At 72.8% G+C, this 26,696-nt stretch carries 28 protein-coding genes; 11 read left to right on the top strand and 17 right to left on the bottom strand.

Going from position 1 to position 26,696, the window contains the following annotated elements:
• Window positions 1–184: 184 nt before the first annotated feature.
• Entirely contained in the window at window positions 185–2,479 is a 2,295-nt protein-coding gene (locus tag ISP_RS17940; protein ID WP_013225184.1) for an ATP-binding protein, read from the bottom strand.
• Window positions 2,480–2,814: 335 nt separating this feature from the next.
• Entirely contained in the window at window positions 2,815–3,366 is a 552-nt protein-coding gene (locus tag ISP_RS17945) for a DUF2231 domain-containing protein (RefSeq protein WP_013225185.1), read from the bottom strand.
• 328 nt (window positions 3,367–3,694) lie between these two features.
• Here ISP_RS17945 and ISP_RS17950 point away from each other — a divergent pair, with 328 nt between their 5' ends.
• Both ISP_RS17950 and ISP_RS17955 read left to right on the top strand, forming a co-directional pair.
• Window positions 3,695–4,957 carry an MFS transporter gene (locus ISP_RS17950; RefSeq protein WP_230468813.1) on the top strand — a complete coding sequence of 421 codons (1,263 nt, stop codon included), beginning with the start codon at window positions 3,695–3,697 and terminating at the stop codon, window positions 4,955–4,957.
• Between the two features lie 249 nt (window positions 4,958–5,206).
• Window positions 5,207–6,484 (top strand): GGDEF domain-containing protein, encoded by a 1,278-nt coding sequence (locus ISP_RS17955; protein WP_230468814.1) that lies wholly within the window; start codon window positions 5,207–5,209, stop codon window positions 6,482–6,484.
• 11 nt (window positions 6,485–6,495) lie between these two features.
• Here the strand turns inward: ISP_RS17955 and ISP_RS17960 are convergent, their stop codons facing one another.
• Window positions 6,496–7,491 carry a LacI family DNA-binding transcriptional regulator gene (locus ISP_RS17960; protein WP_013225188.1) on the bottom strand — a complete coding sequence of 332 codons (996 nt, stop codon included), beginning with the start codon at window positions 7,489–7,491 and terminating at the stop codon, window positions 6,496–6,498.
• 82 nt (window positions 7,492–7,573) lie between these two features.
• Here ISP_RS17960 and ISP_RS17965 point away from each other — a divergent pair, with 82 nt between their 5' ends.
• A complete protein-coding gene (locus ISP_RS17965) occupies window positions 7,574–8,416 on the top strand; it encodes a phytanoyl-CoA dioxygenase family protein (RefSeq protein ID WP_013225189.1) in 843 nt (280 codons plus the stop codon).
• A gap of 35 nt (window positions 8,417–8,451) precedes the next feature.
• Window positions 8,452–8,592 (top strand): hypothetical protein, encoded by a 141-nt coding sequence (locus ISP_RS17970; RefSeq protein ID WP_165476096.1) that lies wholly within the window; start codon window positions 8,452–8,454, stop codon window positions 8,590–8,592.
• Between the two features lie 48 nt (window positions 8,593–8,640).
• On the opposite strand, the gene ISP_RS17975 is transcribed toward ISP_RS17970, so the two are convergent.
• Window positions 8,641–8,763 (bottom strand): hypothetical protein, encoded by a 123-nt coding sequence (locus ISP_RS17975; protein WP_014466951.1) that lies wholly within the window; start codon window positions 8,761–8,763, stop codon window positions 8,641–8,643.
• A 177-nt stretch (window positions 8,764–8,940) separates the two neighbouring features.
• Between ISP_RS17975 and ISP_RS17980 the strand changes: the two genes are divergently transcribed.
• Window positions 8,941–9,693 carry a ZIP family metal transporter gene (locus ISP_RS17980; protein ID WP_013225190.1) on the top strand — a complete coding sequence of 251 codons (753 nt, stop codon included), beginning with the start codon at window positions 8,941–8,943 and terminating at the stop codon, window positions 9,691–9,693.
• Here ISP_RS17980 and ISP_RS17985 read toward each other — a convergent pair.
• Window positions 9,674–9,991: a hypothetical protein gene (locus tag ISP_RS17985; protein WP_013225191.1), complete on the bottom strand. Its 318-nt coding sequence runs from the start codon at window positions 9,989–9,991 to the stop codon at window positions 9,674–9,676. The two genes, ISP_RS17980 and ISP_RS17985, sit on opposite strands and share 20 nt — an antisense overlap.
• A 26-nt stretch (window positions 9,992–10,017) precedes the next feature.
• Window positions 10,018–10,617, bottom strand: a complete 600-nt coding sequence (locus ISP_RS17990; RefSeq protein ID WP_013225192.1) for an SRPBCC family protein — start codon at window positions 10,615–10,617, stop codon at window positions 10,018–10,020.
• 93 nt (window positions 10,618–10,710) lie between these two features.
• On the opposite strand from ISP_RS17990, the gene ISP_RS17995 reads away from it, so the two are divergent.
• A complete protein-coding gene (locus ISP_RS17995) occupies window positions 10,711–11,349 on the top strand; it encodes a TetR/AcrR family transcriptional regulator (RefSeq protein ID WP_013225193.1) in 639 nt (212 codons plus the stop codon).
• A 1-nt stretch (window position 11,350) separates the two neighbouring features.
• Here the strand turns inward: ISP_RS17995 and ISP_RS18000 are convergent, their stop codons facing one another.
• From ISP_RS18000 to ISP_RS18020, 5 genes are all read right to left on the bottom strand, one after another.
• Window positions 11,351–12,181: a S1 family peptidase gene (locus ISP_RS18000; RefSeq protein WP_013225194.1), complete on the bottom strand. Its 831-nt coding sequence runs from the start codon at window positions 12,179–12,181 to the stop codon at window positions 11,351–11,353.
• Between the two features lie 111 nt (window positions 12,182–12,292).
• Entirely contained in the window at window positions 12,293–12,934 is a 642-nt protein-coding gene (locus ISP_RS18005) for a TetR/AcrR family transcriptional regulator (RefSeq protein WP_013225195.1), read from the bottom strand.
• Between the two features lie 84 nt (window positions 12,935–13,018).
• Window positions 13,019–13,897, bottom strand: a complete 879-nt coding sequence (locus tag ISP_RS18010) for a CU044_5270 family protein (RefSeq protein WP_013225196.1) — start codon at window positions 13,895–13,897, stop codon at window positions 13,019–13,021.
• Window positions 13,890–14,480, bottom strand: coding sequence for an RNA polymerase sigma factor (locus ISP_RS18015; protein WP_013225197.1), 591 nt, complete (start codon window positions 14,478–14,480; stop codon window positions 13,890–13,892). The genes ISP_RS18010 and ISP_RS18015 overlap by 8 nt, the downstream gene beginning before the upstream one ends.
• Window positions 14,481–14,581: 101 nt before the next feature.
• Window positions 14,582–15,064 carry a MarR family winged helix-turn-helix transcriptional regulator gene (locus ISP_RS18020; protein ID WP_013225198.1) on the bottom strand — a complete coding sequence of 161 codons (483 nt, stop codon included), beginning with the start codon at window positions 15,062–15,064 and terminating at the stop codon, window positions 14,582–14,584.
• Window positions 15,065–15,143: 79 nt separating this feature from the next.
• Here ISP_RS18020 and ISP_RS18025 point away from each other — a divergent pair, with 79 nt between their 5' ends.
• Window positions 15,144–15,758 carry a GTP cyclohydrolase II gene (locus tag ISP_RS18025; RefSeq protein ID WP_013225199.1) on the top strand — a complete coding sequence of 205 codons (615 nt, stop codon included), beginning with the start codon at window positions 15,144–15,146 and terminating at the stop codon, window positions 15,756–15,758.
• A gap of 121 nt (window positions 15,759–15,879) precedes the next feature.
• On the opposite strand, the gene ISP_RS18030 is transcribed toward ISP_RS18025, so the two are convergent.
• The 4 genes from ISP_RS18030 to ISP_RS18045 form a co-directional block, all read right to left on the bottom strand.
• The gene (locus ISP_RS18030; protein ID WP_013225200.1) at window positions 15,880–16,218 is read right to left on the bottom strand and encodes a hypothetical protein; all 339 of its coding nucleotides are present in this window, start codon (window positions 16,216–16,218) and stop codon (window positions 15,880–15,882) included.
• Window positions 16,219–16,363: 145 nt separating this feature from the next.
• Window positions 16,364–19,507 (bottom strand): family 43 glycosylhydrolase, encoded by a 3,144-nt coding sequence (locus ISP_RS18035; RefSeq protein WP_013225201.1) that lies wholly within the window; start codon window positions 19,505–19,507, stop codon window positions 16,364–16,366.
• A 95-nt stretch (window positions 19,508–19,602) separates the two neighbouring features.
• Window positions 19,603–20,601 (bottom strand): BUD32 family EKC/KEOPS complex subunit, encoded by a 999-nt coding sequence (locus ISP_RS18040; RefSeq protein WP_013225202.1) that lies wholly within the window; start codon window positions 20,599–20,601, stop codon window positions 19,603–19,605.
• On the bottom strand, window positions 20,598–21,179 hold the full coding sequence (locus tag ISP_RS18045) for a TetR/AcrR family transcriptional regulator (RefSeq protein ID WP_013225203.1): 582 nt from the start codon (window positions 21,177–21,179) through the stop codon (window positions 20,598–20,600). Before ISP_RS18045 ends, ISP_RS18040 begins: the two co-directional genes overlap by 4 nt.
• Window positions 21,180–21,240: 61 nt before the next feature.
• Between ISP_RS18045 and ISP_RS18050 the strand changes: the two genes are divergently transcribed.
• Window positions 21,241–22,236, top strand: a complete 996-nt coding sequence (locus ISP_RS18050; protein ID WP_013225204.1) for a hypothetical protein — start codon at window positions 21,241–21,243, stop codon at window positions 22,234–22,236.
• On the opposite strand, the gene ISP_RS18055 is transcribed toward ISP_RS18050, so the two are convergent.
• Window positions 22,227–22,952: an alpha/beta fold hydrolase gene (locus tag ISP_RS18055; protein ID WP_013225205.1), complete on the bottom strand. Its 726-nt coding sequence runs from the start codon at window positions 22,950–22,952 to the stop codon at window positions 22,227–22,229. The genes ISP_RS18050 and ISP_RS18055 overlap by 10 nt on opposite strands.
• Window positions 22,953–23,139: 187 nt before the next feature.
• Between ISP_RS18055 and ISP_RS18060 the strand changes: the two genes are divergently transcribed.
• From ISP_RS18060 to ISP_RS18070, 3 genes are all read left to right on the top strand, one after another.
• Entirely contained in the window at window positions 23,140–23,934 is a 795-nt protein-coding gene (locus ISP_RS18060) for a hypothetical protein (RefSeq protein WP_013225206.1), read from the top strand.
• Between the two features lie 35 nt (window positions 23,935–23,969).
• The gene (locus tag ISP_RS18065; protein WP_013225207.1) at window positions 23,970–25,289 is read left to right on the top strand and encodes an alpha/beta hydrolase; all 1,320 of its coding nucleotides are present in this window, start codon (window positions 23,970–23,972) and stop codon (window positions 25,287–25,289) included.
• A 67-nt stretch (window positions 25,290–25,356) separates the two neighbouring features.
• Window positions 25,357–26,232 (top strand): LLM class F420-dependent oxidoreductase, encoded by an 876-nt coding sequence (locus ISP_RS18070; protein WP_013225208.1) that lies wholly within the window; start codon window positions 25,357–25,359, stop codon window positions 26,230–26,232.
• On the opposite strand, the gene ISP_RS18075 is transcribed toward ISP_RS18070, so the two are convergent.
• Window positions 26,229–26,564, bottom strand: a complete 336-nt coding sequence (locus ISP_RS18075) for a hypothetical protein (protein WP_013225209.1) — start codon at window positions 26,562–26,564, stop codon at window positions 26,229–26,231. The two genes, ISP_RS18070 and ISP_RS18075, sit on opposite strands and share 4 nt — an antisense overlap.
• Window positions 26,565–26,696: the final 132 nt, after the last annotated feature.

Below are 26,696 nucleotides of genomic sequence, written 5' to 3' on the forward strand. Positions count from 1 at the left end.
AGTGCCGACGTGCACCCACTGCCGGCCCCAGGCGTGGGACATCAGGACCGTGGGCCGCCGGCACTGGGGACAGGTCTGCGGCGCCGAATCGATGGACACCTCGTCCTCCTCCGCGCGGTGAATGGTCGCGGGAAAAGGATCGTCCGAAGGGGACGGAAGCGGACCGGGGAAACTACCCGGATGGCTACGCGGGTCGCCCGGGCTGCCCCGCGAGCCACGAAGCCACCTGGGTGCGCGAGGTCAGGCCGAGCTTCACCAGGATGTTCTCGACGTGCCCCTCCACGGTCCGTCCGCTGAGGACCAGGGCGGCGGCGATCTCCTTGTTGCTCATCCCGCGCGCCACCAGCTCGGCGATCTCCCGCTGCCGCCGGGTCAGCCCGCCGGGCTCGGCCGCCTTGCCCGCCGCCCGGGTGGCGGGCCGTTCCCGCAGCGCGTACCGGACCACGTCGTCGAGGCCGGAGCCGGCCGCCTCGGCGAACGCCGCGGCGAAGGCGTCCTCCCCGAGCGCCTTGCGGGCCAGCGCGGCGCACTGCTCGTCGACAGCCTGGTAGGGACTCATCTCGCCGACGCGGGCGCCGCTGAGCCGCCAGACCGCGCCCGCGCCGCCGAGCAGCCGGGCCACCCGGTCGTGCTCGCCTTCGGCGGAGTGGCACCACGCGAGCGCCTCGACGAGGAACGCGAGCAGCGTCCGGTCGGGCAGCCGCAGGGCGACGGCCTCGTGCAGCAGATCGGTGGCCTGCCGGGGCTCGCCGGCGCGCCAGCGGTGGATCGCGACGGCCCACAACGCGTACCCGCGGGACCAGCGCGCCTGGTGTCGGTCGGTCAGGGCGAGCGCCTCTTCCGCGGCGGCCGCGCCGCGCGGATCGCCGAGGAAGAAGCGCGCCGCGGCCAGCAGGATCAGCGTGTCGAACACCAGCAGCGGGTCCCCGGCCGTGCGGTACCCGGCCAGCGCCCGCTCCAGCAGTTCGGCGCCGCCGCTCAGGTCGCCGGTGAAGAACGTGGCCATGCCCGCGCACTCGGCGTGGCCGGCCCGGAGCCGTTCGTCGCCGAGCTCTTCGGCGAGCTCGTCGAGTTCCGCCAGGAGCTGCGCGTGCGGCGCACCGGTCTGGATCGCGAGGAACGCCATCGCATACAACCCCCGCGCCCGGACCAGGGTGCGCTCCCCGCACAGCTCGAGGCCGCGCCGCAGGTAACCGCAGCCTTCCGGCACGAGGCCGCCGCCGTACCAGAAGTTCCACAGCGATGCCGCGATGTCCAGCGCCTGGCTCGCCTGCCCGGGTCCGGACAGGCAGTGCTCCAGCACGGCCCGGAGGTTGGCGTGCTCGCGGCGGAGCCGGCCGAGCCACTCCGACTGCCGCGGGCCGAACCCCTCGGCCCGGTAGCGCCGCGCGAGGTCCGCGTAGTAGCCGGCCTGCCGGGCCCGCACGCCGGCCTCGTCGCCGCCGGCGGCCAGCCGGGCGCCGCCGTATTCGCGGACGGTCTCCAGCATGCGGTACCAGGCGTGCCGCCCGAAGGTGCCGTTCTGCCGGCTGAGCACCGATTTGTCCACCAGCCCGGCCACCACGTCCAGCGCGCTGCCGCCGTCCGCCGCGGGCACGCAGACGCCCTCGGCGGCGTCGAGGTCGAATCCGCCGGGGAACACCGACGCCTGCGCCCACAGCCGCTGTTCCGCGGGGGTGCACAGCTCGAAACTCCAGTCGATCGCCGCTTCCAGGGTCCGGCGGCGGGGCTGCACGGCGGCGGGGCGCGAAGTGAGCAGGCCGAGCCGGTCGTCGAGCCGCTCGAGGACCTGGTCGACCGCCAGCACGCGCACGCGGACGGCGGCCAGCTCGATGGCCAGCGGGATGCCCTCCAGGCGGCGGCAGATCCGGCTCACCGTGGCCCGGTTGTCCGGGGTGAGCTCGAAGCCGGGCGAGACGGCGGCCGCCCGGTCGGCGAACAGCGTGACCGCTTCGACCGGGCCCCCGCCGGCGTCCTCGTCGCCGGGGACGGGCAGCGGCTCGACGTGCAGCAGGTGCTCGCCCTCCACGTGCAGCGTGTGCCGGCTGGTGGCGAGGACCCGGAGCCCGGCGGAGACCGCGAGCAGCTTGGCGACCAGCGTCGCGCACTCGTCGGCGACGTGCTCGCAGTTGTCCAGCACCAGCAGCAGCTGCTTGTCCTCGAGGTACTCGGCGAGGCCGGCGGCCTGATCGCTCGTGACGCGCAGGCCGAACGCCGTCGCCACGGTGTTCGGCACCAGGTGCGGATCACCCACGTCGGCCAGCTCGACCAGCCACACGCCGTCCGGGAACGCCCGCCGCACGTCGGCGGCGACCCGCAGCGCCAGCCGCGTCTTGCCGACCCCGCCGGCGCCGGTCAGCGTGACCAGCCTGGCCGTGGCCAGCAGGCGTTTCGCTTCCCCGAGCTCATGGCGCCGGCCGACGAAGCTGGTCAGCTCGGCCGGCAGGTTGCCGGCGCTTCGGCGGGAACGGGCACCCATGAGCCAGAGTCTAGGTCCGCGGCCCCGTGTCGTCCCTTCGATCACGGGTGATGCCCCTCCAATCACGCGTGATGCCTCTCTGATCACGCGTGATGCCCCACGCGACACGCCCGGCGGCTCGAAGTGCTGCGCGCCGAAGCCGATGGGCTCGGCGACGTCGGCGGCTCGGTGCCGAAGACCACGCTGGCGCCGCGCACGTTCATCCCGGTCACGCCGTTCCGCCGGTCCACAGTGGTCCGGGCGGCCCGGAAGCTGTTCGACGGCACCGTTTCCCGAGGACCCGGTTCACCTTCGAGCCGGACTCGCTGCCGGTGCCCGAGCGGCGGCGCGCCGGTTCATCGCGACTGCCAGCGGAAGAACCCGGCGCCCTGCGCGTAGGCGAGGTGCCCGCCGAGGGCGCCGCCGGCGCTGGTCACCGCCAGGCCGAGCGCGCCCAGGACCCGGCCGCGGGCCACCCGGCCGCGCGTGCGGGCGGTGTAGGACGCGCCGAAGAGGGCGATCGCGACCGCGTTGCCCGCAGCGTGCGCAAGACCGACCCGGCGCTGCCGTTCGTCGAGGTCGGCGTAGTCGAACAGGCCGAGGAGCACGGCCGCCGGTGCGGCCAGCAGGCCGGTCGCGACCAGCCGGCGGGCGGCCTCTTCCTGGCCGGGCAGCAGGTCGAACAGGGCAGAGCACAGCCACGCACCGATCGGCACGGTGACGGCGAGCGGGTGCAGCGGGTGGCCCAGCCAGCGCCCGCGCAGCAGCCGGCCGGGCGCGCTGGTGGCGGCACCGCGCAACCGGTAAGCAAGCGCGGTGGCCGGAACATCGAGCACATCGGCATCCTCGACGGCCATCAGCACCCGATGCGGCGCGGCAGGGGTTTCGACACGGTCGGCTTTCTGCATGCCGTCCCGGCTACCCCGCCGGGCGCGGTCCAACCGCCCCCGCCGGGTGCGGTCCGGCCGGGCGGCCCCCGCGACCCCTACCGGGCGCGGTTCGGCCGCGGCCGTGTGGCGTGGTCGATTCGCCTTTGGCGGGTGTGGTCCGATTGGGCGCCCGTGCCCCTGTCGGCGGTGGTTCGGCCGGTTTGCCAGGTCTGCCATCGGTGGTCGCCCGGCGCGGTCGCTTCGCCTCCGTCAGGCGTGGTCCGTCCGGGCGACCTGCCACCCCTCCCGCCCTCGGCCCGGCCGTCGTCGATGGTGGGCGGCTCGCCCACGCGCTACCGTGAGCGTCTTGGGCAACGCTCTGCGTGACACAGTGTGCGCCGGCCTGGGGGTGGGGATGGGTGCGACGCGGTCCGCGTTCGCGATTCGCGGCTTCCGGCTGCTCTGGCTGGCGGGTCTGCTGTCGGTCGTCGGCGACCAGCTGGCCCGGGTCGCCTTGTCGATACTCGTCTTCCAGCGGACCGGTTCCGCCGCACTGAGCGCGGCGACCTACGCGCTGTCCATGCTGCCCGCCCTGGTCTCCGGCGCGCTGCTGTCGTGGCTGGCCGACCGGTACCCGCGGCGCCGCGTGATGGTGGCCTGCGACGTGATCCGGGCGGCGCTGGTCGGCGTGATGGCCGTGCCCGCGGTGCCCTTGCCGCTGATGGCCGTGCTGCTCGTGCTCGTGCAACTGGCCGAAGCGCCGTTCTCCGCCGCCCAAGGCGCCGTCCTGCCCGAGCTGCTGGGCAGCCGGTACGAGGCGGGACAGACCGTTCAGCAGGTCACCACGCAGCTGTGCCTGGTGCTCGGGTTCGCGGCGGCCGCGTTCGTGGTCACCGCGGTCGGCGCGCACGCCGCCCTGGCCGTCGACGCCGCCACGTTCGCCGCCTCCGGCCTGCTGATCCGCGCCGGTCTCGGCCGGCACCCGCCGCCCGGCTCCACCGAACGCGAGGCGACGTGGTGGCGCCGGATCGCCGCCGGCGCGGTGGCCGTGCGCCGGGACCGCACCCTGGGCACGCTGGTGTGGCTGGGCTGGCTGGCGCTGTTCACCGTCGTCCCGGAGGGGCTCGCGGTCCCGTTCGCCCAGCAGGCCGGGGTGGGCGGCGAATGGATCGGGGTGCTGCTCGCCGCGGAACCGGGGGGCGCGGCCGTCGGCGCGCTGCTGCTGCGGCGGGTCGCCCGGCCGGTGCGGGTGCGCGCACTGGGCGTGCTGGCGGTCGGGACGGCGGCACCGCTGGTGGCCTTCTGGGGCCGGCCGGCCCTCGGCACGGCGCTGGCGCTGCTGTTCGTCTCCGGGCTGTGCTCGGCCTACCAGGTCACCGCGGGTGCGACGTTCGTCCAGCTCTCCCCGCCGCGGGTGCGCGGGCGGACCCTCGGGTTCGCCCGGACCGGCATGATCGCCGGGCAGGGACTCGGGATCGTGGCCGGTGGCGTCCTCGCCCAGCTGGTCGGGCCGGCGGCGGCGATCGCCTGGGCGGGGACCGCGGGAGCGCTCGTCGCGCTCGCCGCGGCCGCGGCCTGGGCGCGCCGCCGGCCGGACGCCGTTTCGGCCGCGCTCCCGGCCGAAGCTTGATTCCTCACCAGCCTTTGTCGCTCATCGTGCGCTCCTTCCCGGTGGCAGGGGAGTGGGACTCGGTCGCCGGGGTTCACCAGCCCTTGTCGCTCATCGGCTCGCCTCTCCGTGCGGTTTCCTCCGTGCCGGATACCCGGGAATGGTCTCAGCTGCCCGGTCGGGTCGCGCTGGAGGGAAACACCTGACATCCGGCCGCGACGCGACTACCCTGGGCGATCGGGGCATCACCGGCGCGGGGGAGGCGCTGCGATGGGGGCAGCTGCGATGGGGGAAAGCGTGGTCACCGGCGGGGGCCGGTCGCCATCGGGGTGGAAGCTGTGGTCGTTGCCGGGGCGGGTGCGGTTCCTCGTCCTGGGCGTGGATCTGCTGGCGCTCGGCGTGCTGGTGCTCGCGGCCCGCGCGGCGCCGACACCGGGGCAATGGGTGACGGCGGCCTGGCTCGCCGCGGCGGCCCTGCCGCACCTGCACGCCTCCCACGTCATCGAACGGCGGCGGCGCGACCGCGCGGGCGCGCCGTACGTCGACCTCTGCAGCGTCTGGATCTTCGCCGGGGTCATCGTGCTGCCCCTGGTGCTCGAACTGGTGCTGGTGGCGGTGATCTACGCCCACCGCTGGGTGCTGGTCAACCGGTTCGACGCGGTCCGCCCGCCGCACCGCACCGTGTACACCGCCGCCACGCTCGCGCTGGCCGCGGCCGCCGCGGCCGCCGTGCTGCAGTCGAGCGGCGTCCACCAGCACCTCGCCGGCGGCGCGCGGCCGGGCTGGGCCGACCTCGCCGCGGTGGTCGCCGCGGCGGCGGTGCAGTGGGCGGTCAACACCGGGCTCGTCGGCACGGTCATCGCCTGGACGGTCACCGTCGAGCACCCGCGCCGGCTGATCGGCAGCGCGTCGGACAACCTGCTGGAGGTCAGCCAGCTGGCGCTGGGCGTGTTCGTCGCGCTCGCCCTGCTCTGGTGGCCGCCCGCCGCGCTGCTGATGATCATCCCGACGTTCGCGCTGCACCAGTGCGTCCAGCTCGACCAGCTCAAGCTCGCCGCCCGCACCGACCAGCGCACCGGGCTGCTCAACGCGATCGCCTGGCACGAACAGGCCGAGCACGCGCTCGAGCGCACCCGCGGCCGGATCGGGGTGCTGATGATCGACCTCGACTGGTTCAAGCGCATCAACGACACCCACGGCCACCCGGTCGGCGACGACGTCCTCGCCGAGGTGGCCACCGTGCTCACCCGGACCGTCCGGCGCGGGGACACGGTCGGCCGGTACGGCGGCGAGGAGTTCGCCGTCCTGCTGCCCGACGTCGACGAAGCCGAGGTCCGCGCGATCGCCGAGCGGATCCGTCTCCGGATCCGGGGGCTGCGCATCACCGCGCCGACGGGCGAGGCGGTGACGCTGTCGGCGACGATCGGCGCGGCACTGGACCCGGCGGAGCCCGGCGCCGGCCTCGACGAGATGATCCGCGCGGCCGACGACGCGTTGTACGCGGGCAAGAAGGCCGGCCGCGACCGGGTGGCGGTCGCCGGTTGGTGAGGTCGGCACGCTCAGCTCGATTCGCGCACTTCCAGGTGGTGCGGCGCGACGATCGACCGCGGGGGTTCCGGGTCGGCCGCCTGCCGCGCCAGCCGGTCGAGGGCGAGTTCGGCGATGCGGTCCTTGTCCGGTGACACGGTGGTCAGGGCCGGCACGCTGTAGCGGCCGTCTTCGATGTCGTCGAACCCCACCAGGGCCACCGATTCCGGCACCGCGACACCGCGGTCGGCGGCGGCCCGCACCGCGCCCAGCGCCAGTTCGTCGGTGAAGCAGAAGACGGCGTCGGGCGGCCGGGACAGCTCCAGCAGGCCCAGCATCGCCCGGTGGCCGTCGGCCCGGTGCAGGCGCCGCACCGGGACCTCGAGTTCCGGCTCAGCGGGCAGGCCCGCCTCGGCCAGTGCCTGCCGGTACCCGGCGAGCCGCTGCCGCGCGGTCGCGTTCAGCGAGCGCGGCTGGATGCCCAGTGCCGCGACGCGGCGGCGGCCCGAGGCCAGCAGGTGCCGGGTGGCCTCGCGCGCGGCCGCGACGTTGTCGATGGCGACGTGGTCGACGCCGGCGGTGCCGTCGTGCTCGCCGAGCAGCACCAGCGGGACGGTGTCGGTGCGCGCGGCCAGCTCCGCGGGGGCCACCGCCCACGGGCTGAACAGGACCCCGTCGACCAGCTGGCTGCGCCGGCCGTGCAGCAGTTCCTTCTCGCGCTCGGCGTCCCCGTCGGTCTGGTCGATGAGCACGGTCAGGCCGCGGGCACCGGCGATCCGGACCGTCCGCGCGGCGAGCTCGGCGAAGTACGGCGAGTCGATCTCCGGGATCACCAGCGCCACCAGCCCGGTCCGCCCGCGCCGCAGCGTGCGCGCGGCCAGGTTCGGCCGGTAGCCGAGCGCATCGATGCTCGCCTGCACGCGTTCCCGGGTCGCCGGGGCCACGTACCGGAACCCGTTGACCACGTTGGACACCGTGCGCACCGAGACGCCGGCGTGCTCGGCCACGTCACGCAGTTTCGGGTTCACCGGCGAAGCGTACCTCTTGCAACGTGGCATGCCACGTTGCAAACTGAGCTGCCACGCCGTCGTGCTCGTTCAGGAGGCCCGGATGACCGCGCACCAGACCGCCCCCGCTCCGCTGTCCGCCGCCGACCTCGCGGCGCTGACCGAGCGCCTCGAGTCGGACGGCATCATCGGCCTGCCCGGGGCGTTCCCGCGTGCGTGGGTGCGGCAGCTCGGGGAAGACATCGACACGGCGTTCGCCGAGGCCCGCGCCCGCCCGGGCGGGGCCGTCGGCCGCGGGCCGAACCGCTTCTACGTGGAGATCCACCCGGAGCAGCTGCGCGGGTTCGCCGAACTGGCCGGCCACCCGTGGATCACGGCCGTCGCCGAGGCGGTGCTGGGGCCGGCGTACCGGATCGTCGAGGTGGGCTTCGACGTCCCGCTCGAAGGCGCGGTGGACCAGCCGTGGCACCGGGACTTCCCGATGCCCGCCGAAACCGCGCGCGAGGGGCGGCTGACGTCGCTGGCGGTGAACGTGACCGCGGTCGACACCGAGCCGGACATGGGGCCGTTCGAGATCGCGCCGGGCACGCACCGGGACGACGGCTGCGCGTTCGACCACGGCATGTTCCCGCCCCGGGAGGCCTGGCCGCGGTACCGCGAACTCGCGACCCGCAAGTTCCCGCGGATGGGCGACATTTCGATCCGCTCGGCCCTCACGGTCCACCGCGGCACCGCGAACCACTCGGCGAAGGCCCGCCCGGTGCTGGTGCTGGGCCTCGACGCGCCGGGGGCGGGCAACGACGCCCGCCACGACACGGCGGTGACCCGCGAGTTCTGGGCGGCACTGCCGGAATCCGTGCGCGCGCACCTGCACTGCCCGGTCGTCGACGTCCTGCGGCCGATCACCCAGAAGCACACGATCGAGGGGCTCGTGATGGGGGCTTGAGGTTTGGCCGTCCCGGACGCGGGCACCTGGTGGCCATGGCTGATGCGGGAATCACCGAAATGACGGGCCGGGCCGGCGTCGTCGCGGCGCTGCGCCGCGTACTGCTCGCCTTCGGGGTCGGCGGTGCGCTGGCGTGCCTCGGCTGGATGGCGTTGTGGCTCGCCATGCACGTCTAGCTCTTCAGGCTCCGGCCACGCGCGGGGCGTCGTGGCCGGAGCCCGACCTCACTGGCAGGCTTCGCAGTCCGGGTCGTCGATGCGGCAGGCGGCGCCGTCGGTGAGCGGGAAGTCGAAGTCCTCCAGCTCGGGCACGGCGACGGACTCTTCCGGGGTGGTGGCGGTGGACATGGCCCTCCCTTGTGGACGAACTGTTCTCCTGTGTGTAGCGCCGAAGATCGCCGCGCATTCCGTGACGCGCACCACACCCGTGCGGCCGGGCACAGCAGGGCCATGTCTTGTGTCCGCGATGGCCGTCGTGGGTAGTCCCCTTCCGGACGATGACGGACTCGGCGGAAGGTGGCTGTCGTGCCGCAGTGGGTGGAGGCGGGGCTGTGGGGCCTCGTCGGCGGGGTCGCGCTGGTGCTCGGCGCCGCCGTGGCCTGGTGGGTGCGGGTGCCGCGGCGGGTCGTCGCCGGGATCATGGCCTTCGGGGCCGGGGTGCTCATCTCCGCGCTGGCGTTCGACCTCGTCGACGAAGCCCAGCGGTCCGGCGGCCTCGTGCCGACCGCCGGCGGCTTCCTCGGCGGCGCCACCGTGTACGTCCTGATCAACGTGCTCCTCGCCCGGCGGGGTGCCCGGCACCGCAAGCGTTCCGGTGACCAGCAACCGTCCGAACAGGACACCGCGGGCAGCGGGGCAGCCATTGCCGTCGGTGCCCTGCTCGACGGGATCCCGGAATCCGTCGTGCTCGGCGTGTCGCTGCTCGGTGGCGGGGGCATCGGGGTCACCGTGCTCGCCGCCGTGTTCATTTCGAACGTCCCCGAAGGCCTGTCCAGCGCAGCCGGCATGAAGACGGCCGGCCGCAATGCCCGGTACGTCTTCGGCGTCTGGAGCGGCATCGCGGTCGCCAGCGGACTCGCGGCCCTCGTCGGCAACCTCCTGCTGCGGTCGGCGTCCCCCGCGACCGTCGCCGCGATCACGGCGGTGGCCGCGGGGGCGATCCTCGCCATGATCGCCGACACCATGATCCCGGAGGCGTTCGAACGCACCGAGCTCTACACCGGCCTGCTCGCCACCATCGGCTTCCTCACCGCGTTCGTCATCGAGCACGCCGGCTGAGGGCGGCCGCGACCACGACGCCCGCCGCGGTGAACAACGCGGTGGCCACCGGGCTCAGGAACTTCGACAGGCTCGGCGCGCTGCCCGGCCCGGCCAGCCACGCCGTCAGGGCGGTGGCGTAGACCGCGGCGAGGGCGGCGGCCCACCGGCGGTTCGCCCGCCGTCGCAGCGAACCGATCAGCACGACGGCGATGGGCACGCCGGACAGCAGCGCGAACTGGCCGGCCACCAGGACCGGGACGGACCAGGCCGCGACGAGAACGGCCTTCGAGGTGCGGGGCGGGGCGGTGACAGTCATCGTCTTCTCCTCCTCGGGAGCGAAGCTCAGCGGGCTTCGGCGGTGGTCTTCAGGGCGGCGAGCCAGGCGTCGAGCCCGGGCGCCAGGTAGCGGATCGCAGTGGCGGGGTCGGCTTCGATCTGCTCGCCCGTCCAGCTCTCCTCGGTGCGGACGAGCACGCCGCCCCGGACCGGCGTGAACGTCCAGACGTGCACGCCGCGGTCGATGCGCAGGCCGTCGCCGATCGCCGGGCCGGTCCAGCGGACGCACCGGCCCGGCTGCAGCTGCCCGACCGTCGAGGTGATCACCAGGGTGGTCGCCGGGGTCGTCGGGGTGGGCGGCGCCGGCGTGGTCCAGCGGAAGCGCGAACCCGGCCGCAGCGGCCCGGCGTCGAGCCGCTGCGCGCTGGTGACGGCCGGCTGCCAGGCGGGCCAGCGCGCCACGTCGGTGTGCAGTTCCCAGACCGCGGCGGCCGGCGCCTTGATGAACGTTTCGGTCCGGTAGTGGAGCTGCGTGGCCGGATCGATGCCGACGCCGCGGCAGCTCAGTGCCCCCGCCGGGGTGGCCTCGGCCGAGGTGGCGGTGCCCGCGAGCCCCGCGGCGACCGAAAGTGCGAGCAGGGCCGAACGAAGCCGGGTGCCGATCATGATGTCCTCCGGGGGGTTAGTGCATCTTTGGATAGTTATAAGCTATAACCAAGCCAGCGTGAGTGTCAATAGGAAAAGTGATAACCTCTAACGGTGACCAGCGAGAGCCCGCGAGAGCGGTACCGAGCCCAGGTGCGCGAGGAGATCAAGCGCCACGCGTGGGAACAGATCGCCGCGGCCGGGGTGCCCGCCCTGTCGCTCAACGCGATCGCGAAGCAGGTGGGCATGAGCGGCCCCGCGCTGTACCGGTACTTCGCGAGCCGGGACGAGCTGATCACCGCCCTGATCCGGGACGCCTACCGCAGCCTCGCCGACACCGTCCGTGCCGCCCGCGACGCCGGGGCCGGCCTGCCCGGACTGGCGGGCACCATCCGCGACTGGGCACGCAGCGACCCGCAGCGGTACTTCCTCGTCTACGGCACGCCCGTGCCCGGCTACCACGCGCCGGACGACACCACCGCGATCTCGTTCGAGGTCATGGCGGTGCTGATCGAAGCCTGCGCCGAAGAGACCGGCGAGGAGCCGCCGACGCCGTTCGACGCGCACCTCGAGACCCACCGCGAGTGGGCGGGCGGCCACCCCGCGCCGGCCGCGGCCCTGCACCGCGCGCTGTCCTTCTGGACCCGCCTGCACGGCGTGCTCTCACTCGAGCTGGCCGGCCACTTCGCCGGCATGAAGTTCGACCCGGACCTGTTCCTCGCCGAGGAACTGGCCGCGCTGCGGGCGCGCTGATTCAGCCGATCTGTTCGCGGATCCAGTCCGCCACGACGTCCACCCGGGCGATCGTCTCGGCGCCGGGCTGGGGGCACGGCGGCCCGGTGTTGACGATGGCCACCAGCGTTCCGGTGCGGTCGTCGTCCGAGACGAAGAACGGGCCGCCCGAGTCCTCGGGGCACGGGCCGTTTTCGACCGTGCGCGTGCCGACCGGCTGGGCCTCCAGGGTCGCCTGGCCGATGCCCGACACCGTGAACCGCCCGCGTTTGAGGTGGTCGGACGGGCCGAGCACGGTCGCCGAGTGCGAACCCCAGCCGGCGAACTGGAGCTGCTTCCCGACCGACGGCCGGCTCGTGGCCAGCGCCACCGGGACGATGTCGTCGATCGGGCGGCCGAGCTTGGCCACCGCCAGGTCGTTCACCGGCGACTGCCGGACGTCGACGACCTCGGTCGTGTACCCGCCGGGATCGGTGTCCTTCAGCCGTCCGACGGTGACGGTCATCGTGTACGGCGGCCGCCCGCCGATCCGGGCGTCCTTCAGGTCGTGGAAGCAGTGCCCGGCGGTGACGATCCACTGCGGCGCGACCAGCGCCCCGCTGCAGGCGCCGTTGCGCACCCCGCCGCCCGGGACGGGGATGTCGTCGGAGGTCAGCTTCGCGTTGAACGGCAGGGTCGGGTTCGGGGCCGGCCGGGCGGAGGTGGTCACCGGCACCGGCGCGGGGGCCGCGGCCGCGGTGTCGGGCAGGCTGTGCCCGCCGGCCGCCGCGGCCAGGATCGGGCCCGCGACCGTCACCCCGGTCACGGCGTGGGCGAACGCGAGGCCGGCACCGGTCAGCACCGCGACCGCCACCGCTCGTGCCCGGAACTGCCGTCGTCGATCCGAAGAGGTCCTCACACTCTATTGCACGGGTGGGAGCCCGGAATGGTTGCGAAGACCGGACGGCACTTGCATTCGCGCCGGTCAGCCGCGTCGGCGGCGGGCCGGCTTCTTCGCCGCGATCGCCGGCCACAGCACCGACACGACCGCTTCGGGAATCTCGTCCCGGCTCTCGCCCCGGTAGAAAGCGGCGAAGTAGCTGCCGAAGCACAGGGTGGCGATGGTGTGCTTGTCGATGTCGCCGGCGACATCGCCGCTCTCCTGCAGCTGGGACAGCACGTTTTCGACGAGCGTGACCCGCGGTTCGACGGCGTGCTCCCGCAGGATCCCGAGCAGCTCCGGCGTGCGGATGGCTTCGCCGGCGAAGTTGCCCATGAGCACCATGGCGTCCGGGTTGAAGTACGCGGGATCGAGCCGCCGGACGGCTTCGGTGAACGCCTCGCGCGGGGCCATTCCGGTCAGGTCGGCGGGGGAGGAATCGCGTTGCTTGCGGAAGCCGTAGTCGAGCGCGTCGACGACGAGGTCGAACTTGGTGCGCCACCGCCGGTACAGCGTGGGACGGCTGACGCCTGCGTCCGCGGCGATGTCGCCGATGGTCATGAGGGAGTAGCCGTCGCGGACGAGGCGCTCGCGGGTGGCCAGGATGATCGCTTCGTCGAGCGCGGCGTCGCGGGGACGCCCGCCGGGCCGCGGCGCTTCCGGGTTCGTCTCGCGTGCCGACGCCATGGGGGAGAGCCTAGGCGATGCGTTACGGCACGTCGTCGTAACGGACACCGCCGGGACCCGGTGCGAGTCCCGGCGGCCGGGCCGTCAGGGGCGCTGCCCCACCTCGTCGACGTAGGTCTTCACCGTCACCGCGCTGTCGGTCGTGCCCAGGAACTGGTACGTGGTGGCGTCGAAGACCAGCACGATCGGCTTCGCTTTCGGGTCCGAACCGGGGGACACCGGGAATTCGATCCCGACGCCCGGGCGGCCGGCGCCGTCGGTGACGTGGTCCAGGGCCGTCAGGCCCGGCACCCTCGCTGCCGCCGCGAACAGCGCCGCGTAGGACGCCGGCTGGAGGGCCTGCTCGTCGGCGAGGGTGTAGACGGCCTTGCCGATGTAGCCGGCCCGGCCTTCGCGATCCTCTTCCTTGTCGTAGAGGTAGGCCAGCATCGCGTCGGCCGTCGTCGGCAGGTCGGTCCGGTAGGCCCGCCTGGGTGCGCAGTCCTCGAACTTCCCTTCGAAGCGGGGGTCGTTCGTGCCGTACATCGGCGCCTTGCCGTTGCGGCAGCCCCCTTCCTTGAAGCTGCCGATCAGGCTGTCGCGGGTGCCGTCGACCGAGAGCCAGACCTCGCGGTTGGGGGGAATCGCGTATTCGGTCTTCACGTACAGGAACTGGTCGGGCCGGGGCGGCTTGGCCGGCTCCTTCAGCGCGGTGTCCGCCGCTGCGGTCAGCACCTTGACCGGGTCGGCGTGCGCCACGCCCGCCCCGACGCCGACCCGGTCGGCGGGGGTCAGTGCGACGACGGCGGTGATCGCCGCGGCCAGGCCGATGGAGGCACCGGCGAGCCAGAACCAGCGGCGCGGCCGGTGCCGCCGCTCGCCGCGCGCGGCGGCCAGCAGCCGCTCGCGGGCCGGAGCGAGGTGCTCCGCCGGCGCGAAGCCGACGGTTTCCGCGCGGGTGCGGATCAGGTCCAGTTCATCCATGACCCGAGGTCTCCTTCACGAGGTCGAAGGCGCCGAGCTCGGCGCGGACGCGGCCGCGAGCCCGGTTGAGCCGAGATTTGACGGTGCCGACGGGAATGCCGAGTGCTTCGGCGACGTCCTGGTAGCCCAGGCCTTCCGCGGCGAAGAGCAGCAGGACGTCCCGCTCGCGGGGACGCAGGGCGGCCAGGGCCCGGTCGAGCCGCGTGGCGAGGGCCTGCGCGGTGACCTGGTCGGCGACCCGGTCGGCGTGCCCTTCGTCGGCGGCCGGCGGTCCGACGGCCAGCCGGAGCTTCAGCTCGCGCACTTCCGCCCGCCGCTGCCGGGAAATGAGGTTCGTGGCGATGCCGTAGAGCCACGGCCGGGCGTCGGACCGGGCCGGGTCGAACTTCGCCCGCTTGTCGAAGGCGATCAGGAACGTGTCGGCCAGGACGTCGTCGGCGGTCGCCGGGCCGAGGCGCCGGGCTGCGTAGCGGTGGATGTGCCGCGAGTGGCGGTCGAAGATGACCGCGAACAGGCTCGGCTCGTGCCGCGACCGCGCGATCACGCTCGCGTCGTCGTCGGCATCGGTGTCTTCCGGGGTCATCGCCCGCCTTTCGATCCAGCCAGTGTCATGAGCTGTTCTCAGGCGGCGTGCGACGGGTTCCGGAATCGGCGCGGATCAGCGAAGGAAGTGATGCAGGTCACTCAAGAACAGCCGGCGGCGGGGTCGTCGACCGCGAGCATGCGGCGGTTCGCCTCGCCGAGGCCGTCGGCCATGGCGTGCAGCTGGTCCGGCGTGAGGACTTCGATCAGCAGCTCGCGGACCAGGGCGACGTGCCCCGGCGCGGCCTGTTCCAGCAGGGCCACGCCTTCGTCGGTGAGCACCGCGTAGACGGCCCGCGGATCGCTTTCGCACGCGCGGCGGCGCACGAGGCCGCCCTGCTCCAGCTGGCCGATCTGGTAGGTCAGCCCGCTCTTGGAGTTCGACACGGCGCAGGCCAGCTCGGCCATCCGCAGCTCGCGGTCGGGGGCCGCACTGAGCCGGGCAAGGATCACGTACTGGAGGTGGGAAATCCCGGAATCCTGCTTGAGCTGCTGGTCCAAGCGCCGGTTGAGCAGCTCGTAGGTGCCGAGGAACGCGTTCCAGGCGCGTTTCTCCTCGGCGTTCAGCCACCGTGGACGACCCATGTCACAACGGTACCTGTTGTTCAAATTCGAACTCAAGGGGTACGGTCGGGATCAAGGTTCAAATTTGAACGGAGTCCCCATGATCCCCGCCGCCACCGTCCGCACCCGCGTGCGGGTCCCGCTGCGCTTCGCCGACGGCTTCTCCGCTTCGGCCGACGTCGTCACCTTCGACGGCCTGGTGGACGGCGCCGAGCACCTCGCCCTGGTCTTCGGCGACCCGGTCCGGCCGCTGGTGCGCCTGCACTCGGAGTGCCTGACCGGCGACGTGTTCGGGTCCGCCCGCTGCGACTGCGGGCCGCAGCTGCGCGAGGCGGTGGAACGGATCGACGGGGCCGGCGGCGTCCTGCTCTACCTGCGTCAGGAGGGCCGGGGCATCGGCCTCTACGCCAAGCTGGACGCCTACGCCCTGCAGGACGCCGGGCTCGACACCTACCAGGCGAACACCGCGCTGGGCCTGCCCGAGGACGCCCGCGACTACACCGCCGCGGCCCAGATGCTCGCCGCGCTGGGCATCGGCGAGGTGGACCTGCTCACCAACAACCCCGACAAGGTCCGGCAGCTGCGCGAGCGGGGCGTCACGGTCGCCGGGACGGTGCCCACCGGCGTGCACGCCACCCCGGACAACCTGCGGTACCTCGACGCCAAGGTCCGGCACACGAACCACACCCTGGCCCTGCCCGAACTGGCCGGGTGAGGGGCGCCTCAGCGCCGGGAAGCCACCGTCGCCAGCTGCTCGGTGATCTCGGCCAGCAGCTCGGACGCCGCGTCGCCGAGCGCGGCCAGGTCGGCCAGGGTCGTTTCCTCCGTCGTCACGCTCACAGGTCCTCCTCCAGGGCGTCGTGGCGGGCGACGACGGCTTCGGCGAACGCGGTGTGCACGCGCAGGTACTCGTCGCGGCCGACCGCCGTGTCGGCCCATTCGTGCCAGCGGATGTGTGCTTCGGCGACGTCGACCTGAGCGGCCGCCGCCACCGTGGCGGGGGACGTGCCGGCGAGGATCGCGTGGTGCATCAGGGACGGCGAGGAGCGCCGGGCGAGCTCGGCCAGCGCGGCGAGGCGGGCGAGTTCCGCGAGCGTGTCGGACGTGACCGGCCGGGGGCGCGGCCGGGGGACCGGACGCGTGTTCCCGAGATTGTCGGTCAAGACGCTGGTCATCAAATGACTCCTGAGGCGGAGAGCAGCTGGAGCAACCCGAACGGCGGAGGTTTACCCCGGCCCAGCTGGGGTAAACCCCCTCGCTCGTGATCTCCGTCTCACCGCATCGGGTGGGCCACCCCGACGAGTGGCCCACCCGCGCGACTCAGCTCGCCCGGACCGCCCCGCAGTGCCACGGGATCCGTTGCGGCCGCACGCTCTCCAGAGTCGGGACGACCGGGGCGATCGTGCCGTCGCGGCGGAACGTCAGCTTGTCGATCGTCGTCTCGCGGTGGGTGCCGTCGCCGCCGGGGATGCCGAAGCGGTGGTAGGCGAGGTACCAGTCGTCGGTGCCCGGCACCTGCAGCATCGAGCTGTGCCCGGTGCCGAGGACACCCAGGTGGGCGTCCTTGCTCAGGAGCACGCCGCGGTTGGTGAACGGCCCGGCCGGGCTCGGCGCCGTGGCGTAGCCGACGCGGTAGTCCGGGCTGCGGGTGTCGTCGATGGACCAGCTGAGGTAGTACGTGCCCTTCCGCTCCACCATGAACAGCCCCTCGCGGAAGTCGGTCAGGCCGTCCAGCCGGGTGATCTTCGCCGGGTCGTAGGACACCATGTCGTCGTTCAGCGGGACGACGTAGGCGTTGCCGTTGCCCCAGTACAGGTACGGCTTCCCGGTGTGGTCGATGAACACGGCGGGGTCGATCGCCTGGCCGCCGTCGGGGTTCTTCGCGATCAGCGGCTTGCCGGAGTCGACGAACGGGCCGGTCGGCGAGTCGCTCACCGCGACGCCGATCTTGGCCTCGGCGCAGAAGTAGAAGTAGTACTTCCCGTTGCGCTTCGCGATCGTCGGCGCCCAAGCGTTCTTGTCGGCCCAGCCGACGTCCTTGCCCAGATCGAGGATGACCCCCTCGTCCTTCCAGTCGACGAGGTTCTTCGACGACCACGCCGAGAACTTCGTCCCGCTCCAGCCGTCGAAGCCGTCGGTGGTCGGGTACAGGTAGTAGGTGTCGCCGAACGCGACGATGTTCGGGTCGGCGTTGTACCCCGGCAGGACCGGGCTGCGCACCTCGTGCGCCTCGACCGTCCACACGCGACGGTCGCCGCCGGCACCGGTCACCGTGAACTGCTTCGGCGAGCTGAGGTTGACCGGCTTTCCGTTGTCCGGCTTGATGGACGCGCCCGGCGCCAGGCCGAACTGCGGCGCGAGCCGGTGCAGGTCGGTGCCCGGCTTGACCGGGAGCACGACCGTCCCGGCGCCGGAGTCGATGACGGCCGGCGTCTTGAGCGCGTCGAGCTGCACCGACCGGATCGCGGTGCTGTTGGACGGGAGCGTGGCGACCTCGAGCCCGGACAGCGCCCGGTTGTAGAGCCGCACGTCCTTCATCTTGCCGGTCAGGGTCTTGTCGCCCGCGTACACCGAGCGGCCGAGGTAGTTCGCCGCCGTGACGCCGCCGCCGAGGTCCGACGGCTTGATGGTGGCGTTCGCGTTGCGGCCCACCTCGACGCCGTCCAGGTAGAGCACCTCGACACCGTTGCCGACGGTGAGCGTCACGTTCTTCCACACCCCGCGCGGCAGGCCGCCGCCGGCGTCCGCCGCCTGTTCGGTGGTCCAGTTGCCGGTCGCGATGGCGCCGCGGAAGCCGCCGCTCGCGGTGCCGCCGGTGGTGAAGAGGTAGCCGTTGCCGGCGCCGTCCTTCGCCGTGTTGCCCAGGCCCCACAGGAAGTACGGCGTCTGCTGGTTGGGATCGACCAGGACGTCGGCCGACACGGTGGCCGCGCCGGCGCCGGTGAGCAGGTTGTTCGGCAGTTGCACGTGACCGTTCTTGCCGCCGAAGGCCAGCGCGCCGCCGGCCCAGGAGACGTCACCGGCGAGGGCGCCGTCGTACCCGTGCCCGGTGGTGTCCGTCGCGACCGTGCCCGACTTCGCGTCGAGCGGCCAGTGCGCGACGAGGCCGTTCGAGTCGGCTTTGGCCGGCGCCGGGGGAGCGCTGAGCCGGTTCATCTCCGCCTGCGTGACCGGCAGGACGGTGCCGTGCCGCGGCGAGGCGGGCAGGTGCGCGCCGGCCGACATCGTCCACTGGCCCGAGTTCAGGTCGGTGGTTTCGAACGGGACGTAGCCGCGGCCGCCGAACTCGTCGATGAACAGGTACCACTTGTTCTCGGTGTTGGACTTGAACCCGGTCGGCCCTTCGCCCGCGGACAGGCCGGGGCTGGTGGCGGTGGCCTTGCCGATGCAGTCGGCGACGAAGCCGTAGTGCGGGTCGAGCAGGTCGGTGGCCTTCTCCTCGGTGATGAACTTGCTGCACGGCGTCGAGGAGGTGTTGTTGCGCTCGTCCTTGGTGAACCGGTAGTAGGCGTCCTGGTTCTTGATCACCGTCGAGTCGATCACCGAGTAGCCCGGGTCGATCCACACCTGCGGCGCGCTGAAGGTGACGAAGTCGCGCGTGGTCGCGTACATCATCCGGTTGTAGGTGTCGCCGGTGTGGTTCGGGTCGTTCTCGGAGTAGAGCTTCGATGCCCAGTACACGACGTACGTCCCGCGCTTGGCGTCCCAGAAGGCTTCCGGGGCCCACGTGTTGCCCGCGGTCGGCGGCGACACCTGGACGCTGCGCTGGCGCGACCAGTGCGCCAGGTCGGTCGACTCCCAGACCATGATCGACCGGCTGCCGGTGCGCTGGGCGGCGTCCCAGCCGCGGCCGGCGTAGATCCGCAGGTCGGTGGCCAGCAGGTAGAACTTGTCGCCGTCGGGGGAGCGCAGGATGAACGGGTCGCGCACGCCCAGCTCGCCGAGGCTCGACTTGAGCATCGGCTGGCCGTTGTTGAGCTCGGTCCAGTTCAGCGGGTCGTTGCCCTTGCTCAACGCCGAGTAGATCTGCTCGCCGTTGGACGTGCCTTCGCCGGTGAAGTAGAAGAAGCTGTAGCCCGCCAGGGGTTGCGGGGCCGGCTTGGGGACCACGGTGGCGGTGAACCGCCGTGTGGTGCTCTCGCGGCCGAGGCTGACCTTCGCGGTCAGGACGACCTTCGCCGGGGCCGCGCCGGTCGCCGGCCGGCTGACCTCACCGGTCGGCGTGATCACCGACGGCGCGGACGACGTCCAGGTGACGTTCGTGCCGTCCGGGCCGCTCGCCGGCAGCGTGAGATTGCCGCGGACGTCGTCGATGTCGGGCACGGACAGCGTGCTCGCGGCGGCACGGACGCCGGTGCCGGTGTCGGCGGACGGAGTTGCGCCGGCACCGGCGCTGCCGAGGGGGATGAGTGCGGCCGCGACGGCCAGCACGACGCCGAAACGGCGTGGGGAGAACAACTTCATCGTTGTCGGTTCCTTCGGGGCACGTCGGGGACCAGCGCATGTTAACGTTAACATGCTCCGGGATACGCTGACTCTAGGTCGGCGCCGTCCGATGGTCAAGAGCCGGAAGGATGGCCCGGGTCTGGCGGCAGGCCCGCGCGGGCCAGCTGCTCGGCGATCGCCTTCTGTGGATACGGCGTCTTCCGGCTCTCGGCGTGGAGCGCGAAGTAGAAGTCGTTGACGACCGCGGCGAGCGGGGCGTACCGCTGGAGCAGCGGAGCTTGGTGCGGCACTTCCCCGGCGGCGCACGCGCGGACGAAGTCGTTGCGGGTGCGGGCATCCGGCCACGCGCGCAGCCCGCGGACGTGCCGGTTGACCAGGTGGGTCAGCACGTAGGCCCGGTCGTGGCCGTCGTGCTCGGCGAGGAACTCCGCTTCGGCGTCCGAAAGGTCGAACTCCGGGGCCACGGCCAGGCCGAAGTCCGTGAGGTAGAGCCGTTCGCCGTCGGTGACGATGTTGGCGAAGTGCGCGTCGAAGTGCTGAACACCCCGCGAGGCCAGGAAACCGGTGATGTCCCGCAGGTCCTCTTCGAGCGGCAGGTCGTCGTCCGGCCATCCGGCGAGGCTGTGCGGCAGGTACTCGAGGAACAGCACGAGGTCGGTGGTGGCGCCGGTAAGGGCTTCCAGCCTTCGTCGCACGCCGGGGTCGCCGTGCCAGAACGCGACGTCGGCTTCGATGTCGGCGTGCGGCCGGGGCAGGCCGGGCAGGATCCGCCAGTGGTGCAGGAGCGGGAAGTTCTCGCACTCGCCGCCGCGAACCCACGCCGTCGTCATGAGGTGGGCTTCCAGCTCGCGCCAGGCCCCGCCGCCCGCGGACCCGACCCCGTAGTGCGACCACGGCGGCAGCCCGTAGAGGTCGGCCGTCGAGCGGGGGTTCGCCAGTTCGACGTCGGTGAGCGGGACGCGCTTGACGAACACGGGTTCGCCGCCGGCCCGTAGCAGCCAGGACGACCCGCCGATGCCGGTGCCGAGCGGGCGGGCCGCGGCGAGGAGCTCGTCGCCGGCGTCGGCCAGGGCGGCGGCGATCTTCTCGTGGCGGGCGAGCCGGGGCGTCATGCGCGCACCAGCGGCAGGTAGACCTCGTCGACGATCTCGACGAGCACGCCGTCGTCCACTGTGGTCAGTCCGCGCGTGAGGTATTCGTTGCGCAGCAACACGAGCGCCACCGTCGCCACCCGCGGGTGTCGTGCTCCCGGCCGCGCTTCGCCGCGGGCCACCGCCTGGTCGACGAGGGTGACCCAGGTGGTGGTGCCCCCTTGGGCGGCCTGTTCGTGTAGCTGTTCGCGGAGTTCCGGTTCGTCGCCCACGCCGGTGAGGAGGCTGCGGAGGGCGCGTGCGGCCGGCGACGTCTGGCCGCAGTTGATCGCCCGCAGCAGGGTCAGCGCGTCTTCGCGGAGGTCGCCGGTGCCGGGCGGTTTGAGCGTGTCCTCGGCCAGGTGGCGGTACGCGGCGACGCCGAGCGCGGCACGGTTCGGCCAGCGGCGGTAGATCGCGTTCTTGTTGGTGCCGGCGCGCCGGGCGACCCGCTCCATGGTCAGGCCGGGGTAGCCGGCTTCGGCGAGCTCGGCCGCTGCCGCGCGCAGGATCGCCTCTTCCAGTTCGGTGCCCCGGCGCCGGGTCTTCGGTGTCGCCATGGCGCTACCCTAGCCGCACTACGGTACGGTACGGACCGTACCTTAAAACCGAGGAGGGATCATGCGAGCCAAGGGCATCGGCTATGACACGGGGTTCGAAATCAGCGGCAGCCTCAACCGCCCGTTCGACCCGGACCTCGTGCGCCGCGAGCTGACGATCATCCGCGACTACCTGCACTGCACGGCCGTGCGGCTGATCGGCACCGACCTCGACCGGATCGAGTCCGCCGCGCGCCAGGCGGCCGCGCTCGGGCTGGAGGTCTGGTTCTCGCCGTTCCCGTGCGACCGCGGCCAGGAGGAGCTCCTGGCCCTCTTCGCCGACGGCGCCGCGCGGGCCGAACGCCTCCGCGAGGCGGGCGCCGAGATCGTGTTCGTCACCGGCGCCGAGCTGAGCCTGTTCTGCCACGGTTTCCTGCCGGGCGGCAGCATCGCCGAGCGGCTGGGGAACGTGCTGGAATCGCGGGAGCTGCTCGCCGGGCTGCCGGACCGGATCAACGCGTTCCTGGCGCGCGCGGTCGAAGTCGTCCGCGCCCGGTTCGGCGGGCGCGTCACGTATGCGGCGATCCACCTGGAGCGCGTCGACTGGGCGCCCTTCGACATCGTTTCGGTGGACGCGCACCGCTCGAAGGAGGTCGAGCACCTCTACCGCGACGGCGTCCGGAGCCTGGTGTCGGCGGGCAAGCCGGTGGCGATCACGGAGTTCGGTGTGACGCCCTACCGTGGCGCCGCCGATCTGGGCGCTCGCTGCGGCGAAATCCTCGAGTACGAGAACGACGTCCCGGTCCGGTTGAAGGGCGACTACGTCCGCGACGAAGAGGAGCAAGCCCGTTACCTGCGCGAACTGGTGGAGATCTTCGCGGAGGAAGGCGTCGACGCGGCTTTCGCCTGCACGTTCGTCTGTTACGGGCTGGTGCACCGGGCCGATCCCCGGACCGACCTGGACATGGCGAGCTGGGGCGTGGTGAAGGTGCTGGAGAACGGGACCGGCGAGACGTACCCGGACGTGCCCTGGGAGCCGAAGGCGGCGTTCGGCGCACTGGCCGATTGCTACGCCTGAGCCAGGAACTCCACCATCGCCGCCGTCAGTTCCGGGCCGGTCATCGCCGTGAAGTGGTTCCCCGGCACCCGGGCGAACCGGCCGTTCGGCAGGGCCGCGGCGAGTTCGCCGGCCGTGGCGTGGCCGTCGTCCTCGTCTCCGACGACGACCAGGGTGGGGGTGGTGATCCGGTCCAGGTCCGTCGTCGGCACGTGGGTGCCGAGGACGTGCCGGAGCGCCACCGGATCGCCGCCGGCCTGGTGCATCCAGTACGCCGGTGACCCGGGCTCCGCGGGCTCGCCGTCGATCAGCGCGGTCAGGGCGTCGTGGTAGACGCCCGTCCGGGAGGTCGTGCGCCGGATCGCGTCGAGGCCCTGGCCGGCCACGACCGCGCGGCCCGGACGGGCGCCGCGGGCCAGCAGGCGCAGCACGACCCGGCCGCCGTACGAGTAGCCGCCCAGGTCGTAGTCGTCGAGGCCGAGGTGGTCGAGCAGGGCGAGCCCGTCGTCGGCCAGGACGTCGGGCGGGTACGCCGCGGGGTCGTGCGGGGCGGCGCTCGCGCCGTGGCCGCGCAGGTCCGGGAGGATCACCCGGTGCCCGTGCTCGGCGAGCACCGCCGCCGGGCCGAGCCAGTCGCGGCTGGAGCCGGTGAATCCGTGGAACAGCACCAGCGGCCGCCCGCCGCCGACTTCGCGCCAGGCCAGTTCCCGGTCGTCGCGGGCGCGGAAGGACTCCATGCCGCGAACCTACAGCAGTCCGATGAATTCTTGGCCAACCCCCGCGGCAGTCGGGTCGGCGTTGACAGAAAGCGCTGTCTCTTCTACCTTCAGAGCGCAAGACATCGGATGACCAGCCCGGTTTCCGGGTCCGTCCGCCGGCCGATGTGCACCCCTGCCGATCCTCGTCAGGAAGGACACACCGACGATGCCGGAATTCCCCCGCCGAACGGCCCTGCGCTCGCTCGCCGTCTGCGCTCTCGCCGTCCCGATCGTGCTGGGCACGGCGCTGCCCGCCCAAGCGGCCCCGCTGTGGCACCCGGACCCCGCCACCGACGGCCTGAAGGCCTTCGAGGGCATCGAAGCCGACCGCGGCAACCACCATCCCGACCGCAAGTACGTCGTCGTCGAGGGTGATCACTACCGCTTCAACATCTGGAAGGACGACCGCGACACCACCGGCGGCGGCGACCGCCAGCGCACCGAGACGAAGGGCATGGTGCAGGACGGCACCACGCTGAAGATGCACAACGGCGAGACGTGGACCCTCTCCTACGAGATGTACATCCCGGCCTCGCTGCACGGCACCAGCAAGTTCACCCACATCTTCCAGACGAAGACGCCCTCCACCAACGGCGGCCCGTGGGTGACGCTCGACCTGACCCGCAGCGGCAGCAAGGAAATGCTCAGCGCCCGCGCGTACGCCAACTCGGGTTCGCCGAGCATCGCGGCCACCGACCTGGCGCCGCTGCGGAACAAGTGGATCACCATCGAGTGGACGTTCACGCCGGGCTCGAAGGGCAAGGCGGCGTGCGTCATCCGCAACGGCACCGGGTCCGGCGCGCCGGTCGCCGCGCAGGGCAGCATGAGCAACGTGAACATCCCCGACCAAGGCGACTACGTCCGCCCCAAGTGGGGGATCTACCGATCGGTCGAGAGCGCGTCGTCCGACATCCTCGACACCTACCTGCTGTTCCGCAACTACACGGCGGCCCGCAAGTAGGTGCGCGTTCGCGCGAGCAGGGTGACACTGGCGGCATGAAGGTCGTCGACGGGCAGCGTGGTGCGTACCGCCCGTCGACGACCCCGCCGACCCCACCGACCCCGTCGACCGCGCTCCGGCGGGGTCCGCTGCTGGTCACGGCCGTCTTCGCGGCTCTTGGCGGCGCGGGGATCCCGGCGGCCGCGCTGCCCGCGCTGTGGGGGCTCTGGCAGCTGTACGCGATGCTGTTCGGCGCGGTGGCCGCCGTCGGGATCGTCGCCGCCGTGGCCGCCTTGGGGTGGCCGACGCGCAAGACGGCGCATTTCGGCGCGCTCGCGGCGTCCGGGGCGCTCGTCCTGTGGGTGCTCAGCCGTCCGCTCGGGCTGCTGACGCGCTTCGATCCCTGGCAGCCGGCGGACACCGTGGCCGGCTTCACCGACTACGTGGCCGCCGGGCTGCAGGTCGTCGCGGTGTTCGGGTTCCTCGTCGTGGCCCGGCGGCGGGCGCACCCGTGGCCGTCGGCGGCGCGGCGGGTCACGGCGTGGATCCTGCTGTTCCCGGTGCTCGTGGCGGTGCTCGCGACCGGCGTGGCGGGCACCGTCGCGGCCGGCGACAGCAGCACCGGGCCCGCCGCTTCGACGTTGCTCGACGGCCCGGGCACGGTCGAATACTGCCGCCAGGACGGGATCCCGCTGGCGATGGACGTCTACCGGCGGAGCGCGGGCGGCCCACCGGTTCCGGTCGTGCTCTTCCTGCACGGCGGCGGGCTGGTCCTGGGCAACCGCAAGCCCACCGGCCCCGGGGCACTGCTCGCCGGCTCGCGGTTCGGGCCGCTGCGGGACGAGCTGACCGCCCGCGGGTTCGCGGTCGCCGTGATCGACTTCCGGCTCGCGCCTGCGGCACCGTGGCCGGCCCCGCTCGCCGACGCCCGGTGCGCGGTCCGGTTCCTCAAGGCCAACGCGGCCGCGCTGGCCGTCGACCCGGCCCGGATCGCGGTGGCGGGCACCGGCACCGGCGGCACGCTGGCGTCACTGCTCGGCGTCGCCCGTGGTCAGGACACCGGCCAGTACGCCGGCCAGGACAGCACGGTCCGCGCGGTGGCCGCCCTGTCGGCCCCGGCCGGCTTCGACCTCGCCGGCCTGGACCCGCTGACCCGCGCGTCGGTGCTCATGGCGCCGGGCCGTTCGCCGTCGGCGCTGCGCGCGGCGAGCCCGCTGACCTACGCCGGCCCGGGCGCACCGCCGTTCCTGCTCGGCAACGGCGGCCGGAAGTCGGCCGAGTTCGCGGCCCGCCTGCGCGCGGCCGGGGTGCCGGTGACCGAAGGCGCGGTCTCCGAACGCGCGGTCGCGGAGTTCCTCGCCGCCGCGGTGGGGTGAAACTTGCCCTGGAGTGCACTCCAGGTCCTAGCGTGGGGGCACACCGACCACCTCAGGAGCGCGTTTCATGGAACTCGGTTTCCACCTCCCCATCTTCGACATCGACGGCGGGACGTCCGCCATCGCCGGTGAGCTCGCGCGCGTGGGCGCCGCGGCGGAGGAAGCGGGGGCGACCTGGCTGTCCTTCATGGACCACTACTTCCAGATCGAGCCGACCGGCCTGCCCGCCGAGTCGAACATGCTGGAGGGCTACACCACGCTCGGCTACCTCGCCGCGCACACGTCCCGGATCGACCTCGGCCTGCTGGTCACCGGGGTGACCTACCGGCACCCCGGGCTGCTGGCGAAGATCGTCACCACCCTCGACGTCCTTTCGGGCGGCCGGGCCGTCCTCGGCATCGGGGCCGCCTGGTACGAGCGCGAGCACCGGGGGATGGGCGTTCCGTTCCCGTCGATCGCCGAGCGGTTCGAGCGGCTGGAGGAGACGCTGCGCATCTGCGGGCAGATGTGGGACCCGGCGGACAACGGCCCGTTCGAGGGCAAGCACTACCAGCTGGCCGAGACGCTGTGCTCGCCGCAGCCGATCAACCGTCCGAAGGTCCTCATCGGCGGCGGCGGGGAGCGCAAGACGCTGCGGCTGGTCGCCCAGTACGGCGACGCGTGCAACCTTTTCGGGTCGTCGCCGGAAGACGTCGCACACAAGCTCGACGTGCTGCGCCGCCACTGCGACGACCTCGGGCGCGACTACGACGCGATCCGCAAGACGGTCCTGGCCAACAACCCGCGCCCGACGCCGGAAACCCGCGACGAGTTCGTCCGCTCGATGGAGGGTTACGCGAAACTCGGCGTGCAGGCGGCGATCGTCACCCCGACGACGGGTTCGCCCGCCGCGTGGATCGAGGGCATGGCGCCGGCCGTGCCGCAGCTGGCGGAGCTCGGCTAGCCGGTCGGGATCCGCACGCTCGGTCGCTGCAGCGGCCGAGCGTGCGTCGCGCGCGGCACGATTTCGACGTCGAACAGCGGATTGAGCGCTTTCACCCGCTGTTCGACCTCGCGCGCGGACGTCGGCCAGCCAGTCCGCGCACTCCTCGGCGGTGGGCATCGGCCGCGTCTGGCGCGCGAGCGCCCGGGTTCGCCGAGCGTGTCGACGGCGAACACCCGGTGCCGCGTGCCGATGTCCAGATCCCGCACCGGAACGGGCCGGCGTGCGGCGATTTCGTCGTAGGTGGCCAGATATCGCTCTTCGCTGCGGGCGTTCTTGAACTTGCCGATCATGAACGCTTTCCGGGTTTCATGGTCCGGACACGGTAACACACCGCGGCCGCGCGTGTTTCGTCCATTATGGACAGTCGAACTTCCGGTGAACCGCTCCGCCGTTTTGTCCGTGTGCCCTGGTGAGGTGGCGAC

It is taken from the genome of Amycolatopsis mediterranei (assembly GCF_026017845.1).
Lineage (GTDB): Bacteria > Actinomycetota > Actinomycetes > Mycobacteriales > Pseudonocardiaceae > Amycolatopsis > Amycolatopsis mediterranei.